Here is a 15,149-nt window from a genome sequence, read left to right as displayed (position 1 = left end):
TATGACCTGTCATGATGTTAAGAACAAAACGAAAGAAAAAAAAGATTTAAAATGGTGGCAACTCTCACTTATTGGAATTGGTTGTACGATAGGAACGGGCTTTTTTTTAGGATCCAGTATAGGGATTAAAATAGGTGGATCTTCAATTATTCTTATTTTGATTTTAACTGGATTCACTACATATATTGTATTTGAAGCATTAGCAAAAATGGCTGTGGAAGATCCGCAAAAAGGATCGTTTCGCATTTATTCAAGAAAAGCTTTTGGAAATTGGGCGGGTTTTAGTCACGGATGGACATATTGGTGTTCGGAGTTGCTTATTATGGGCAGCCAGTTAAGTGCGTTAGGAATCTTTTCACGTTACTGGTTCCCTAAAATACCACTATGGATATTTGCTGCTGTATATGGAGTAGCGGCTATATTAATTATTTTTATAGGGGTAAAGATATTCGAACGTTTAGAAAAATGGATGGCTATTATAAAAATCGTTGCTATTGTGGGGTTTATTGTAATTGCCATTTTAGTTATTTTAGGATTTATAAAGGGTGGTTTATATAAGGCACAAATCCCGCGTAATTTTAAAGACTGGTTCCCAAATGGATTAAAAGGCACTTGGTCCTCTCTAATTTATGCATTTTATGCATTTGGAGGAATCGAAATTATGGGGTTAATGACAATAAGACTGAAAGACCCTAAAGATGCACAAAAGTCAGGAAGAGTAATGTTAATGATTTTAACGATTATTTACGTAGTCTCTTTAGGGTTGGCAATTATGATGGTTCCGTTAAATCAGTTTAATACGAAAGAAAGTCCTTTTGTAATAGCGTTACAAGACTATAATTTACCGTATGTGCCATTTATTTTAAATGTAGTATTAATTTTAGCGGGCTTTTCAACGTTAGTTGGTTCATTATTTGCAGTGACAAGTGTATTAATGAACTTAGCTGAAGAGGGTGATGCACCTGCGATGTTTGCGAAAAAAAACAAGAAGAATATCTCTTTTCCAGCTTTAATTCTTATCATAATGGGGCTTGGTGCTTCTATCCTTAGCGCTTTATTACTACCAAAAAATATATATGAATATGTAACAACTGCAGCTGGATTAATGTTGTTGTATACATGGAGTTTAATTCTTCTTTCCTTTTGGAGACTAATGAATCCAAAAGGGTGGATGCAGATAAAAAGTATTATTGGTCTTATTATGATTGCACTAGCTGTTAGTGGAACACTATTACAAAAAACAACGCGTTTTGGTTTCTTAGTGAGCTTGTTGTTTTTAGGAATAGTTATTATTGTTACTATAATTGTTCATTTTGTCTCACGAAAAAGGAATCCAGCTATATGAAGTATCTTTCTTTTCACACCATGAATAGTATGTCAGAACTAAATAATAGAAGTTATTGAAAAATGATTTGGTAAGTTTGAAAACCAAAATATAATCCATAAATAATAAGTGATATTCCAGATACTACTGTTATAAGAGACAATATACGTGTATTCAAAATTTTACGAAATATACTAGATGTACTTGCCATCGTAATATCCCAAATAAAAATGCCTAAAATAATCCCGAAACTATATAACAAAAGCTGCTCTTTATTATAGGAAGAAGCGGCTTTTGCTAATATAGAGCCGAAAATTCCAAGCCAAAATAGAATTGTTAATGGATTAGATAAGGACATAAAAAAACCAGAAAAAAAGCTTTTAATAACTGAATCATCATTTCTCGTATTACTAATGCTAATTTGATTTGCATTTTTTAAACTTTCGATACCTGTATAGATTAAAACAAAAGCGCCGAAAGACCATAAGAAAAGTTTTATAATATCTTTTTCGAGGAAATGAATGACACCTAAATAAATAAGTGCCATGTAGATGACATCTGCAAGTAAGGCTCCTATGCCAAGAATCCAAGCGTGAAAAAACCCACTCCTAATACCTTTTTCTAACTGTGCAGCATTAATAGGCCCCATTGGAGCAGATAATGATAAACCTAAGAAAACATAGCTTAAAAATATGCCCACGTATGATATGCTCCTCCCACTAAATTTGATCTATATTAAATCTATTCAGTGGTTAAAGTTTGTACAACTAAATAATAAAAAGTGGAGTGGGTTACTTATTTTTATGCAAGTATTTTATTATTCGAGAAAAGGGACACTTGGATGGAATTGTTTCATCATCACGTAAAAAATATTGTTGCCATTCATAATTATCTTTTTCACCATAATCTTTAAGAGAAGGGTGAATAGGAGCTTTGTCATAAGCGGCTAGACGTTGACGTATTAAGTTTTTTAGTTTTCTACTGCGCTTCTCAGAATTCATAATTCCCTGTAAAACCCACCTAGGAGTTAAAGCAAGCATCATACATGAAAAATGTCTACTTTGTCTATTGACATGGGCAGGTGTAGCGCAGTAAACAAAATATGATTCATTATGAAAGCAAAATTCCCAAGTGTTTTCCATAGGATCATTTGGAATGTGCATAGGCCATTCCATTTCGTCCAAACGGCTAGTTGTATTAAGTAGAGACCAATAAATATGTTCAAAATCTTCAACTGTAGTTTCTCGCAGTAAATCTATTGGTGTATGAATAAAAACAATAAGTGAAGCGTATTGCCCTGTGTCTCTAGAACATTCCGTATATTCTTTAAGTAATGTTGCAAAATCAGCGCTAGTATTCGTATCTCTAGGATCACCTATGAATCCGTACCGGAGGTGATTGGCTGTAAAGCCGTGTTGAGCTGGGATACAAGGGAACGGCTTATTTTTATCTGTCATTTTTAATTTAAAAGAACGGAAAGCTTCTTGTTGCCAATGTGGAAGGTTAGTAATATTTTTTTGTAAAGAGTCTTTATCATAAAGCATAGTCATCTTTTTATCCCTCCTAAGTCATAATATATAACCTATTAATTATTTAAAAATAGGTGACTAACACGGCTAGAATAATTATTTTTTAATCTATAAAAATAAAATGATTTAATGAAGAATCCCCTTCAATGTAGTTACTTTAATAGTTGATCTTTAATAACGTATAAATTTAAGTAGCTATAAAATTTGAAAAATATATAAGGAATATGTAGGTACAATGTTCACATTTATATTTTCTAACTAATATGGTTTATAACGAAACAAGAAGGGATGTATTATGATGGGGATTTTTAAGGAAGAAAAAATTAAATTTATAGATTGTAAAGGCGAGGAAGTCATTTTGAAAATCAAAATTAAGGATATAAAAAAGTAGGGAAGAGGAATTAAGGATACTTTATTGTGATTAACATAGAAGGATGAAAAGTAACCATGAATTAGATTGAAATGAATTCAGTAGTATAGGCCCTTTTTGAATTTTTTTGCATATTGTAGCATGAATGAATATTAAGGGGGAACGTCTATGTCTTATCCTAATCAACTAGCTTGGCATGAAACATTGGAGTTACATGAATTAGTAGCATTTCAAGCAAACGGTTTAATCAAATTAAAAAAATCAGTTAGGAATGTACCTGATCAAGCACTTCAATCGTTATATATTAAAGCTATAAATGCCATCCAAAACAATTTACAAGAGTTAGTACAGTTTTATCCATATGCTCCTGGATTTCAATCGCAACATCGTGATGACACTGGATTTTACGCTGGAGATTTGCTTGGGTTAGCAAAGACATCTGTTCGAAATTATGCAATAGCGATTACTGAAACTGCAACGCCTCGTCTTAGAGAAGTTTTAATCCGTCAAATAAATGGTGCTATACAATTACATGCACAGGTTTTTAACTTTATGTATGAGCGTGGTTACTATCCAGCTTATGATTTAAAGCAACTATTAAAAAATGATGTTCAAAATGTGCAAAAGGCAATACAAATGCAATATTAAAATGAAGATTTGGAAATTATCATGAGAGAAAAACTATAGTTTATTTATAGAGGATCAAATAATTAAGACTATATGATAATTTCCATTGTTAATAAATTAATTAAATGCTAAAAATATAGATTCATTCTAAAATATTAAAGAAATTATACTAGCGCTATTTTAGAATGGTGAATTCCTTAAAGCTTTTTTAGTGAGTTTTAATAAAATATTAAATACGCTTGAGAATAAGTATTTATATGATACATCTAATTGAATGTTATTTTCCTTCGGCATTAAGTATGTTTAGCACGTTTTTCTTTTGGGAAAAATAAGAATATACATTAGTGGAAAGGATAGGATTTAATGTTTACCAAAACCGATAATACAAGCTATTTAACCTCTTCTGTTTATTTGACCCGTAATCTATGGTCAGGTATCTTGTTTGGGCTAGGGTTAGTAGCTTTTATAGATGAAACTATTTTTCATCAACTGCTACATTGGCACCATTTCTATGATAAATCTACAACAGATATTGGACTCATTTCAGATGGTCTTTTTCATGCTTTTAGTTGGTTTGCAACGATTGGTTCCTTGTTTATGGTTGCTGATCTCCGCCGTAGAAATGCATTTTGGTTGAAAAGATGGTGGAGCGGATTAATGCTTGGTAGTGGTGGATTTCAATTATATGACGGTATAATTCAACACAAACTAATGAAAATACATCAGATTCGATACGTAGATAATGTTCTTATCTACGACGTAATATGGAATATAATTGCGACTGTAATGCTCTTAATTGGCATTCTGCTAGTTTTTCAGACAAGAACTGATGAAAGATTATTGAGAGGTAAAAGCTTAAATGAACAATAACCATCTTCATCATGAAATATGGAATGCACTGGATATTTTACTATTCGTATTCATTTTAATTATGTTAATAATTTATATAGTAGCCACGATTTTATCAAATAGCCATTACAAACGATGGCCGTTATATCGAAGTGTCTTCTGGATTTTAGGACTTATTTGTGTGGCAATAGCAGTTGTTGGGCCCTTAGCTCATCGTGCTCATAATGATTTCACAGTGCATATGCTTGTGCATTTACTCCTTGGGATGCTTGCTCCAATTTTTATAGCATTAGCCGCTCCAATGACTCTTTTTTTACGAACGCTCAATGTGAAAGCAGCACGACGTCTTTCAAGGATACTAAAGAGTAGGCCTCTACAACTTCTTACTCATCCAATTATCGCAACCTTACTTAATTTAGGAGGACTATGGATTCTCTATACGACTAGCTTATACTCGATGATGCACGAAAGTATACTTCTTCATTTGTTCATACATTTCCACGTTTTTATTGCAGGATATCTGTTTACCACATCAATGATTTATGTTGATTTAATATCCCATAGGTATAGCTATACGTACCGATCAATTATTTTAATAATTGCATCAGCTGGTCATGGGATATTATCAAAATACATATATGCTCATCCGCCTGCTGGTGTAGTTACTAAACAAGCAGAAATTGGGGGCGTGCTGATGTATTATGGCGGAGATTTCGTTGATATTGTTCTTATTTTTATACTTTGTTTGCAATGGTCTAGGGGTAGCAGAAAGAGAACAAAAGTTAATAATGTAGTAAGGGCATGGGATGTATCGGATTTTTTGAAACTAAAAACTTTGAAATGAAATGTAGTTAAACTGTATTATGGATTAAGTATGGTATGAACAAAATTTAAAAAAGTATGTTAAAAGTAAAAAGAGCAGTTATTTATTATGACTGCTCTTTTTTATGGTAAGAAGTACAACCTGGGTAAGAAGCAGGCTACACTACAGGTAGTGTTTGCGGAATATCGAGTTTTATTCAACAAGGATAGTTCCATTCTTAAAATAGAGAGGTCGCCTAAGGTTATTGTTTTCACATATTTTAACATTCTTTGACATTTTGATTTTGTGAGACATTTTAGTTTTTTGTTTAATTTATGTTTTTATCTACATATTTTCCATAATCAGGTGTAGCAATTTTATCAAATTCTTGAACCAGTGTATTGAGGCTTGTTGATAGCAATTCACCTGACATTGGTATCCCATGTCCAGTAATAGCGACTAGAGGCTTTAATTCTTCTAATTTAATGACTGATTCTTTAGCTGCTTTCCAGTCTGTTGTTAAATAACGAGGGGGTCCGCTTATTTCCTGTTCTTGAGTTATTACTTTATACAGATACTCCTGTTTCACTGTAACAAAAGCGTCCCCAGCAATTAAAGTTCGGTCTTTCTCTCTGAATAATGAAATATGCCCAGGAGTATGCCCTGATGTATGAATCCATCTAAACTCTGGCATATGGGGAACAGTTCCATCGGTAGGTAGTGCTTTTACGCTATTTCCTAAATCAATCGGTTCATTAGGGAACAGGGGAGACATTTTCGCTACCATACCACCTTCAACTGTTGGATCTGGTTCAGGATAGCTTTGTTGTCCAGTCAAAAACGGTATCTCCATTTGATGGGCATAGACTGGAACATCCCAATATTTAATGAGTTCAATTATTCCTCCAACATGATCAAAATGGCCGTGAGTTAAAATAATTGCTTTTGGGCGACTATTGGTACCAAATCGATTCTCAGCGATAGAGATAATTTCATTTGCACATTTAGGCATTCCAGCGTCAACTAAAACAAAATCATCGGTATGCGGATTCCCAACAAAACATATGTTGACGATTTGAATCGTGTAGCAAAATAAATCAGGCAATACTTCGATGCCATGACCACTTTCAATTGAAGTTGCTGGAATAAACTTATAATCACTTCCATAATTCATCTCATTGTCCACTTTTTATCCCCCTTACTATATGTTAATACGACATTATAGTTCCCTAATTTCTCAAATCCATTTTGGAGGATTTGAGAAAAGAATGAGTGGGGGATTAAAAAAACAATAATTTACTCCTAGAATTAAGGTGGAGACATATCAATTTATATAAAGTGCAAACAAAAAATATTGATTGTAAAGTCGTAGTTTCTACTATTATTTTGAGTTTAAGTGTATATCTTTTAAGAGGATATACCAAGTTCTTTTATTTTGATAATTACTTGAAACTTGAATAGGGAAAACATGATCAAGCCCCCATTCTAATTCGTTTATTTCATTTTCAAGTCCTGTTGGATAGAGTAAAAGAATCTTAAAATTATTTTTAACAATATTCGATAAAACGGTTTGTAATTCTAGTGCTTCAGTCAAGTTTCCGCCCCATCTAACAAATAAAATGGATTGTGAATGATGAATTTTTTCGTAAAAGTTATCAATTCTTCGATCTAATTTTTGTTTAAAATCATGGTATGTGATGAACCAATCTTCATTTGGAATAACAGGGAAATCATGATAAGATGTTACGTTATATTTTGTGTCTTTTATAATATGAGAAAAAACAGGTTGTATCACACCATCATTAAACACAATATTTTGTTCCTGCATTGCGTGCATGTTTTTTAAATCCATAAAGTCTATAAAATTATTTTTCAATAATGTGTTGATAGAAGAAAGATTCGGTGATTCAAACCAATCTAGAGGACCTGAATATTTCCGCAGCCTATATTTTTTCAGATGGATAGCGGTATAACAATTTTCCCCTAAACTAATAACATCATCATAAATTCCTTGAAGTTTTTTCATTTCCAATACAATCATCCTTTTTTTGGGAAAATAGGAGAACTAATTCATTATAAATAATATATGTATAAAACCTCCTGTGAAAAGGCTCACAGGAGGTTAAACTAAAGCGTATTTCGAGTTATATACTATTTGTCGAGGTAAGAATTGTGTGTGATAATTAATGGCGTGTTATAAAAAAGGAGAAAAACAGAAGTACATTGAAGTTAGTTGTGAATAAATTATAATTTAAAATTGAGCGGAAATAAGGAGCCCCAGTTACTTCATTATGCAACTGGGGCATTTTTTAATCTCTTCCTAACTTAATTATATCATGTAAATCAAGTTCGAAATAGACTGTTTCTTCTCATTTACTACTGTTACAATCAAGAACACATGAATAGTAAGGAGAGGTGCCAAATGAGTTCTTTCGTTCTCGGTTTTCAGGAAATAGAAAAAACACAGCTTTTTCTCGTTGGTGGAAAAGGATTGAATTTAGGGGAGTTATCCAATATTCAAGGGATACAAGTGCCAGAAGGTTTTTGTGTTACAACGGTAGGGTATGAACAGGCCATCGGAAAAAATGAAGCATTTCAAACTTTGTTGAATCAATTAAAAATGCTAAAAATTGAGGAACGAGATCAAATTGGTGAAATTAGTAAGAAGATTAGAGCAGTCATTATGGCGGTGGAAATTCCAGTTGATGTAGTGGAATCAGTAGCTCATTATCTCTCGCACTTTGGCGATGAACATGGGTATGCAGTGCGTTCGAGTGCTACTGCTGAAGATTTACCGTATGCCTCGTTTGCTGGTCAACAAGATACGTATTTAAATATTATTGGAAAAGAAAACATTTTGCAGCATATTAAAAAATGCTGGGCTTCTTTATTTACAGATCGAGCGGTTATATACCGAATGCAAAACGGTTTTGATCATAATCAAGTTTCTATATGTGTTGTCATTCAAAAAATGGTTTTCCCTGTGGCTTCAGGGATTTTATTTACTGCGGATCCGATTACTTCGAATAGGAAGGTGTTGTCAATCGATGCCAGCTTTGGACTTGGCGAAGCGCTAGTATCTGGATTGGTTTCTGCAGATAATTATAAGGTAAAAGAAGACGAAATCGTCGAAAAGGTCATCGCAACGAAAAAATTAGCCATCTATGGACGAAAAGAAGGCGGAACAGAGAGAAAGAAAATTACTCCTAATAAGCAAAAAGTTCAAACACTTACTGAACAACAGATTTTACAACTAGCACGCATCGGAAGACAAATCGAAGCTTATTTTGGTTGTCCGCAAGATATTGAATGGTGCTTAGTTGATGATACATTTTATATAGTCCAAAGCAGGCCAATTACGACTTTATATCCAATTCCAGAAGTAAATGATGGGGGAAATCACGTTTATATATCAGTTGGTCACCAACAAATGATGACCGATGCGATGAAACCATTAGGTTTATCCTTTTTCTTGTTAACGACTAATGCTCCTATGTGCAAAGCGGGAGGAAGGCTGTTTGTTGATGCTACGCAACAATTAGCTTTACCTGCTAGCAGAGATTATTTAGTAAACACTTTAGGGAAATCGGATCCACTCGTAAGAGATGCATTAACGACTATAATCGAACGAGATTATTTTATTAAATTATTACCGGATGAAGAAAAAGAAAAGAGTGCTAGTAAAAGTAAGCCACCAGTAAGTTCGCAACCAGAAATCGAAATTGATCCAGCAATCGTTACAGATTTAATAAAAAATAGTGAAGCATCAATCGAAGAGTTAAAGCGAAACATGCAAACGAAATCAAGGGTGGATGTACTTGATTTTATTTTGGAAGACATTCAGCAATTAAAGAAAGTATTATTTAACCCGCAAAGTATAGCGGTCATTATGGCAGGTATGAATGCTTCGGCTTGGATCAATGAAAAAATGGAGCAATGGCTAGGCGAAAAGAATGTAGCAGACGCGCTTTCTCAATCGGTACAAAATAATATTACGTCAGAAATGGGGCTAGCATTAATGGATGTTGCTGATGTGATTCGGCCGTATCCAGAAGTTATTGCGTATTTACAACATGTAGAAGAGGATAACTTTTTAGATGAACTTGTTCAGTATAACGGCGGAGAAAAAACTCGAGATACAATCATTGCTTTCCTAAATAAATATGGAATGAGATGTAGCGGAGAAATCGACATTACGAAAACGCGCTGGAGTGAGAAGCCAACAACCATTATCCCAATGATATTAAATAATATAAGAGACTTTGAATATGGTGCGAGTAAGCGGAAGTTTGAAGAAGGACTGCAAGAAGCTTTGAAAAAAGAAGAAGAATTATTAGACCGATTGCAGCACGTGCCGGATAGTAAACAAAAAGTAGAAGAAACGAAGCGAATGATTCGTAATATCCGTAATTTTATTGGCTATCGTGAATATCCAAAATACGGTATGATTAATCGTTATTTCATATATAAGCAGGCGTTATTGAAAGAAGCTGAGCAACTTGTGCAGAGCGGTGTCATTCATGAAGTTGATGATATTTACTATTTAACTTTTGAAGAGCTTCACGAAGTTGTTCGCACGAAGAAACTAGATTACGAAATTATTCATAAACAAAAAAATGATTATAAATTATATGAAAAACTAACGCCTCCGCGTGTAATGACGTCTGATGGAGAAATCATTACAGGTAAATATAAACGTGAAAACCTTCCAGCTGACGCGATTGTAGGCCTGCCTGTTTCTTCAGGAGTGATTGAGGGAAGAGCTCGCGTTATTTTAAACATGGAAGAAGCGAATTTAGAAGAAGGAGATATATTAGTTACTGCGTTTACTGATCCTGGCTGGACACCATTATTTGTATCTATAAAAGGATTAGTCACTGAAGTCGGCGGGCTGATGACCCATGGAGCGGTTATCGCACGTGAATATGGATTACCAGCAGTTGTCGGGGTAGAGAATGCTACGAAATTAATAAAAGATGGGCAACGAATACGGGTACATGGAACAGAAGGGTATATTGAAGTGTTGTAATGAAATAAAAGATCATCCGCTATAAATAGTGGATGATCTTTTATTTTGCAACAACTCATTTCTTTAAACCAGCCGCATAAAAAGGACCATGAACTGCGATTGTTGATAAAAAGCGAGCAATCTCCTCAGGTGTTTCTTTTTGTCCATTATTTAACCATTGTTGGATGACACCTATATGCGCAGATGCCATATAAGAAGTTAAGTATTATTGCGACACTTGTAATTGGGTTTGGTCTTACATGGATTGCGGATGGGATGGTAGGGTTAAATATCTCGAACTTCACGGATACAGCTCTATTCTTATCCATTACTTCTTTTAGTTTCTTCTTAATGATATCTGCGGTACTTTCATTAGTTGGGCTAAAAGGGATCGGTTTATTCGCTTTATTACTATTCTTCGGGGCGCCGTTATTATCGTTAGCACCTGAGATGTTGTCTCCGTTTTATCAAGACTGGGTTTACTCATGGTTACCAATGAAATTTATGATTGAAGGCCTAAGAGAAATCTTCTTCTTCGGAAAAGGGTTAAGTTGGAATACTCCTGTTACTGTACTCGTTTGGATTGGTATAGTAAGTATGGTTACTATATTAGCAACTGCACTCAAACGTAGTGTAGTAAAAGGGCATGAAACAGAATTGAATGCTTAAAAACAAGCTGTTTCACTAATTAGTGAAACGGCTTGTTTTTGATTTTTTCTCAATGTAAATGCCTGATTGTTGAAAAGTGTATTGTTTAGAATTAAGTCGGAATCTCTAAAAATCGCGTACGTTCCAAACAATCTCACCACGTTCATCATCCCACGTACTGTGATGACGCTTAAATCCTATCTTTTCTAGTACCCGGAGGGAAGCGATATTCCAAGCACCTACAGTCGACCAAAGTCTTTGGCGCCCAGTAGCAATCGCTGCGTCCAGTACAATAGATGCCGCCTCAGTCGCATAACCTTTACCATGAACGCTACGGAACAACTCGTATGCAACCTCCGGCTCTTCAATTGTGGAACGTCCAATAATTAAGCCACAGTATCCGATGAAATCACCTTCATTGCGCCTTCGAATAGTGAGAAGAGAAATGCCATTTTCGTCTGCCTTCTTGCGCATCTCAATGAGCCGGTTACGAACGGAATCAACGGCTGGAATGTCCACGCCACGTTCGCCAATTAATTTGCTCAGCCAAACGGAATCGGATTCCTCCCACATACTAAGCTCAAGTCTTTCGGTTTTCAGCTGGAAGGCCATAGTTTTAAATAAAGATGGCATAGTGGTACCTCCTAGTTATATGACTGGATTCATAATAGCTTCGCATCTCAACACCACATCTGGTTGGAAACCTGATTCATTCGCGAATTTATAGCAACAGCGTACAAAAAAATAGTGATATTTTATCCGCTATTTGTCGTGTAGTAAAATCCCCACTGAATATAGTTTCACTTTATGAATAAGCAATTCCTTTGCAAAATAGACCCTTTTCTCAAACTTTTCTTTCAATCTAAAGCCGTCCCGTTATATACATAGGCTCCTACTATTTCTAAATGCATAAAATGTTAAGCGAAAGTATGAAGGGATACGATGTATAATTCGAATTATTATGATTGGTATAGACAAAATGATAAGTTGATTAGTGATATTGAAAAAGCTATAAATGGAGAGTATAGCGCTATAAGCTGCTATGCAAAATTAGCGAATATGGCTCCAAATCAAGTAGAACAAAAATAAATTTTTGAAATTCGTAATGATGAAATAAAGCATTTCCACAACTTTGTACAAATTTATACGAACTTAACTGGCAGGCAGCCGAAAGCACAAATTACTGAAAACTGTTCGAATACGTATTTACAAGGATTAGAGTTTGCTATACAAGATGAACAAAATCATGCAGTATGGTTTTTATATTACTTCCTGAAGTCGAAGTGAGCATTAAGAATGAACGGCTAATGTGGTGCATATATTAGAAAACATTTTAAAACGTAGTGCAACAATTGAATAAAATATTTAGAGGAAGTTTCTAATTCATTATATATTCATAGATTTGCGGTGAAACGGAAGTATAAGGGGAACGGAATTGGCGAATGGATTTTACAGTGGATAGAAGAGAATGTACAACATGACAAAGAGTATTTGAAGTTAGATTGCGTGGGGCATAATCGTACGTTGAATGATTTTTATAAGAAAAATAGTTTTGAATATGTTGGGAGTACGGATGGGCTTAGTAAGTTTCAAAAGAAAAGGAGAATGTGAATGCATCCAATTAATGTAAGTTTAGTTAAAAAGTTAATACAGGAACAGTTTCCTGAATGGGCCCATTTAGAAGTGAAACCTGTAAAGTTTAGTGGGCATGATAATAGGACGTTTCACTTAGGGGATGAGATGAGTGTAAGATTGCCAAGTGATGTGGCATATGCACCGCAAGTAGAGAAAGAAAATAAGTGGTTACCACTATTAAGTAAGGGGCTTTCTTTACCGATTTCTACCCCACTTGCGAAAGGAAATCCGTCTGAAGCGTATCCATTGCCTTGGTCTATTAATAAGTGGATAGAGGGAGAAACAGTTACGAAACAAAACGTTCGGGATTTAAATGAATTTGCGGCGGACTTAGGATCTTTTTTAGTAGAATTGCAATCTATTAATGCGAGTAACGGACCTTTAGCTGGAACACATAATTTTTACCGAGGCGGACTTATATCTGTATATGATGAAGAGGCGAGAGTTGCTATTGAAAATAATAAGGATGTTTTTGACGAGGCATTATTAAAGCACCTTTGGAATGTAGCACTTAGTTCAACATGGGACCGTAAGCCAGTTTGGATTCATGGAGATGTAGCACCGGGGAATTTACTCGTTAAAGAGGGAAAACTTTGTGCTGTAATTGATTTTGGTATTTTAGGTGTAGGAGATCCTGCTTGTGATGCAGCGATGGCGTGGACGTTTTTTGATGAAAATAGTAGAAATGTATTTAAAGAAGTATTACGCATGGATGAAGAAAAGTGGAATAGAGCGAGAGGATGGGCTCTTTGGAAGGCGTTAATTACATATGATGCGAATAGGGATAGTAATGAAAAAGTAGCAGAAGAATCGTATCGTATCATATCATTCAAGTGATTGTGGATGATTATGAGAGGTAATAGAAAAGCCTATTTTAAAATAGGCTTTTTCATATGATTAAATAGTAGAAATGGAAAGAAGGAATATAACATAATTATACAGAATATTTAGATAATAGGAGGTGTCGAATTTTGAGTGAAATTGAATTAAAGAGTAATGTAATTAAGACAGGGCGAGAGAAGGGGATTATTCTTCGGTTTATACTTGCTAGTCTCGTTGGGGTGTTTATGTTTTTCGTTCCTGTTACGATAAACGGTGCATCGTCTATTATGATTGATCATATCGTATCGTGGATTAGGGCTTCGGTTCCAGGCGTAGTACCTTATTATGCATTGTTCGTTATGGCGATTGGTGCGATTTATCCATTTTATACGAAGAAATGGAATGCATCTATCGTAGACATTTGTTTTTCTATTTTAAAAGTAGTTGGCGTTGTTTTTGGCATATTATATTGTTTAAAAGTAGGACCAGCTTGGTTCTTTGCGCCAGATGTTGGACCGTTTTTATATGAGAAGCTAGTCATATCAGTAAGTTTGCTCGTTCCAATTGGCTCGGCGTTTTTAGCGTTATTAGTCGGATATGGATTGCTTGAATTTATCGGTACATTCTGTCGTCCGATTATGAGGCCATTATGGAATACGCCGGGGAGATCGGCAATCGATGCAGTTGCGTCCTTCGTTGGAAGTTATTCGCTTGCTCTCCTTATTACGAATCGCGTGTATAAAGAAGGAAAGTATACGACAAAAGAAGCGGCGATTATCGCTACAGGATTTTCTACAGTATCCGCTACATTTATGATCATCATCGCAAAAACATTAGATATTATGCATTTATGGAATGTTTATTTTTGGACTACACTTGTTGTAACATTCATCGTGACTGCTATCACCGTAAGAATCCCGCCCCTCAGTAGAAAACCAGATACATATGTAACAGAAGAAGGGTTCCCAGAGCCTGTTTATAAAGAGAAAATGTTAGAACGTGCTTGGGAAGATGCGTTAGAAGTATCAAAATCTGCACCGAGCATTATGAAAAACATTGCAGTGAATTTAAAAGATGGATTTATTATGACGATGGGAATTTTACCATCTATTATGTCAGTAGGATTAATTGGTATCGTCTTAGCGAAGTTCACGCCAATATTTGATTGGATTAGTTATATTTTCTATCCATTTACATGGCTATTACAATTACCGGAAGCAGAATTAGCTGCTAAAGCCGCATCAGTTGGTATTGCAGAAATGTTTTTACCGTCATTATTAGTAGTAAGTGCACCACTTGTGACAAAGTTTGTTATTGCAGTTGTTTCCGTATCATCTATACTGTTTTTCTCTGCTTCCATTCCTTGTATATTATCAACAGATATTCCGTTAAAAGTATCTGAACTTATTATTTTATATGTGCAGAGAACGATTTTAACGTTGCTTATCATTACGCCGATTGCTTATTTGTTGCTTTGAAGTTTTAATAAGATAAAGTTATAAAAAAGAAGCCGTCTGTAAAAAGAGGGCTTCTTT

At 34.8% G+C, this 15,149-nt stretch carries 11 protein-coding genes and 5 pseudogenes; 10 read left to right on the top strand and 6 right to left on the bottom strand.

Features of this window, described 5'->3' with window-relative positions:
- The first annotated feature begins 1 nt into the window (after nucleotide 1).
- Entirely contained in the window at nucleotides 2–1,345 is a 1,344-nt protein-coding gene (locus tag CGQ22_RS24865; protein WP_000128225.1) for an amino acid permease, read from the top strand.
- Between the two features lie 52 nt (nucleotides 1,346–1,397).
- Here the strand turns inward: CGQ22_RS24865 and CGQ22_RS24860 are convergent, their stop codons facing one another.
- Together CGQ22_RS24860 and CGQ22_RS24855 are read right to left on the bottom strand one after the other, a co-directional pair.
- A complete protein-coding gene (locus CGQ22_RS24860; RefSeq protein ID WP_000510852.1) occupies nucleotides 1,398–2,024 on the bottom strand; it encodes a LysE family transporter in 627 nt (208 codons plus the stop codon).
- Between the two features lie 91 nt (nucleotides 2,025–2,115).
- Entirely contained in the window at nucleotides 2,116–2,874 is a 759-nt protein-coding gene (locus tag CGQ22_RS24855) for a YqcI/YcgG family protein (RefSeq protein ID WP_000178273.1), read from the bottom strand.
- A 517-nt stretch (nucleotides 2,875–3,391) separates the two neighbouring features.
- Here CGQ22_RS24855 and cotF point away from each other — a divergent pair.
- The 3 genes from cotF to CGQ22_RS24835 all read left to right on the top strand — a co-directional run bounded on the left by cotF (nucleotide 3,392) and on the right by CGQ22_RS24835 (nucleotide 5,543).
- A complete protein-coding gene (cotF, locus tag CGQ22_RS24845; protein ID WP_000121386.1) occupies nucleotides 3,392–3,871 on the top strand; it encodes a spore coat protein CotF in 480 nt (159 codons plus the stop codon).
- Nucleotides 3,872–4,213: 342 nt separating this feature from the next.
- Nucleotides 4,214–4,720, top strand: coding sequence for a DUF2243 domain-containing protein (locus CGQ22_RS24840; protein WP_000494506.1), 507 nt, complete (start codon nucleotides 4,214–4,216; stop codon nucleotides 4,718–4,720).
- Complete coding sequence (locus CGQ22_RS24835) at nucleotides 4,710–5,543, top strand: cytochrome c oxidase assembly protein (protein ID WP_001063498.1); 834 nt, start codon at nucleotides 4,710–4,712, stop codon at nucleotides 5,541–5,543. The genes CGQ22_RS24840 and CGQ22_RS24835 overlap by 11 nt, the downstream gene beginning before the upstream one ends.
- Before the next feature lie 286 nt (nucleotides 5,544–5,829).
- Here the strand turns inward: CGQ22_RS24835 and CGQ22_RS24830 are convergent, their stop codons facing one another.
- On the bottom strand, nucleotides 5,830–6,687 hold the full coding sequence (locus CGQ22_RS24830; protein WP_000368279.1) for an MBL fold metallo-hydrolase: 858 nt from the start codon (nucleotides 6,685–6,687) through the stop codon (nucleotides 5,830–5,832).
- A gap of 195 nt (nucleotides 6,688–6,882) precedes the next feature.
- The gene (locus CGQ22_RS24825; protein WP_003301681.1) at nucleotides 6,883–7,542 is read right to left on the bottom strand and encodes a DUF1796 family putative cysteine peptidase; all 660 of its coding nucleotides are present in this window, start codon (nucleotides 7,540–7,542) and stop codon (nucleotides 6,883–6,885) included.
- Between the two features lie 381 nt (nucleotides 7,543–7,923).
- Here CGQ22_RS24825 and ppsA point away from each other — a divergent pair, with 381 nt between their 5' ends.
- Nucleotides 7,924–10,530, top strand: a complete 2,607-nt coding sequence (ppsA, locus tag CGQ22_RS24820) for a phosphoenolpyruvate synthase (RefSeq protein ID WP_089149501.1) — start codon at nucleotides 7,924–7,926, stop codon at nucleotides 10,528–10,530.
- 55 nt (nucleotides 10,531–10,585) lie between these two features.
- On the opposite strand, the pseudogene CGQ22_RS24815 reads toward ppsA, so the two are convergent.
- Nucleotides 10,586–10,735 (bottom strand): annotated as a pseudogene (locus tag CGQ22_RS24815) (TetR-like C-terminal domain-containing protein); the annotation flags it as partial.
- Between the two features lie 2 nt (nucleotides 10,736–10,737).
- Between CGQ22_RS24815 and CGQ22_RS24810 the strand changes: the two are divergent.
- Nucleotides 10,738–11,178: pseudogene (locus CGQ22_RS24810) on the top strand (ABC-2 transporter permease); the annotation flags it as partial.
- Nucleotides 11,179–11,283: 105 nt separating this feature from the next.
- Here CGQ22_RS24810 and CGQ22_RS24805 read toward each other — a convergent pair.
- A complete protein-coding gene (locus CGQ22_RS24805; protein ID WP_001139525.1) occupies nucleotides 11,284–11,790 on the bottom strand; it encodes a GNAT family N-acetyltransferase in 507 nt (168 codons plus the stop codon).
- A 309-nt stretch (nucleotides 11,791–12,099) separates the two neighbouring features.
- Between CGQ22_RS24805 and CGQ22_RS31700 the strand changes: the two are divergent.
- From CGQ22_RS31700 to CGQ22_RS24790, 4 genes and pseudogenes are all read left to right on the top strand, one after another.
- Nucleotides 12,100–12,444, top strand: a pseudogene (locus tag CGQ22_RS31700) (ferritin-like domain-containing protein).
- 81 nt (nucleotides 12,445–12,525) lie between these two features.
- Nucleotides 12,526–12,768 (top strand): annotated as a pseudogene (locus CGQ22_RS24800) (GNAT family N-acetyltransferase); the annotation flags it as partial.
- Nucleotides 12,769–13,652: pseudogene (locus CGQ22_RS24795) on the top strand (aminoglycoside phosphotransferase family protein).
- 111 nt (nucleotides 13,653–13,763) lie between these two features.
- Nucleotides 13,764–15,092, top strand: coding sequence for a YjiH family protein (locus CGQ22_RS24790; protein ID WP_001289420.1), 1,329 nt, complete (start codon nucleotides 13,764–13,766; stop codon nucleotides 15,090–15,092).
- Nucleotides 15,093–15,149: the final 57 nt, after the last annotated feature.

This window comes from Bacillus sp. M13(2017) (genome assembly GCF_002218325.1).
Classification (GTDB): Bacteria; Bacillota; Bacilli; order Bacillales; family Bacillaceae_G; genus Bacillus_A; species Bacillus_A thuringiensis_K.
The sequence above is the reverse complement of the archived record's forward strand: the minus strand, read 5'-3'. Positions and strand labels throughout refer to the sequence as shown.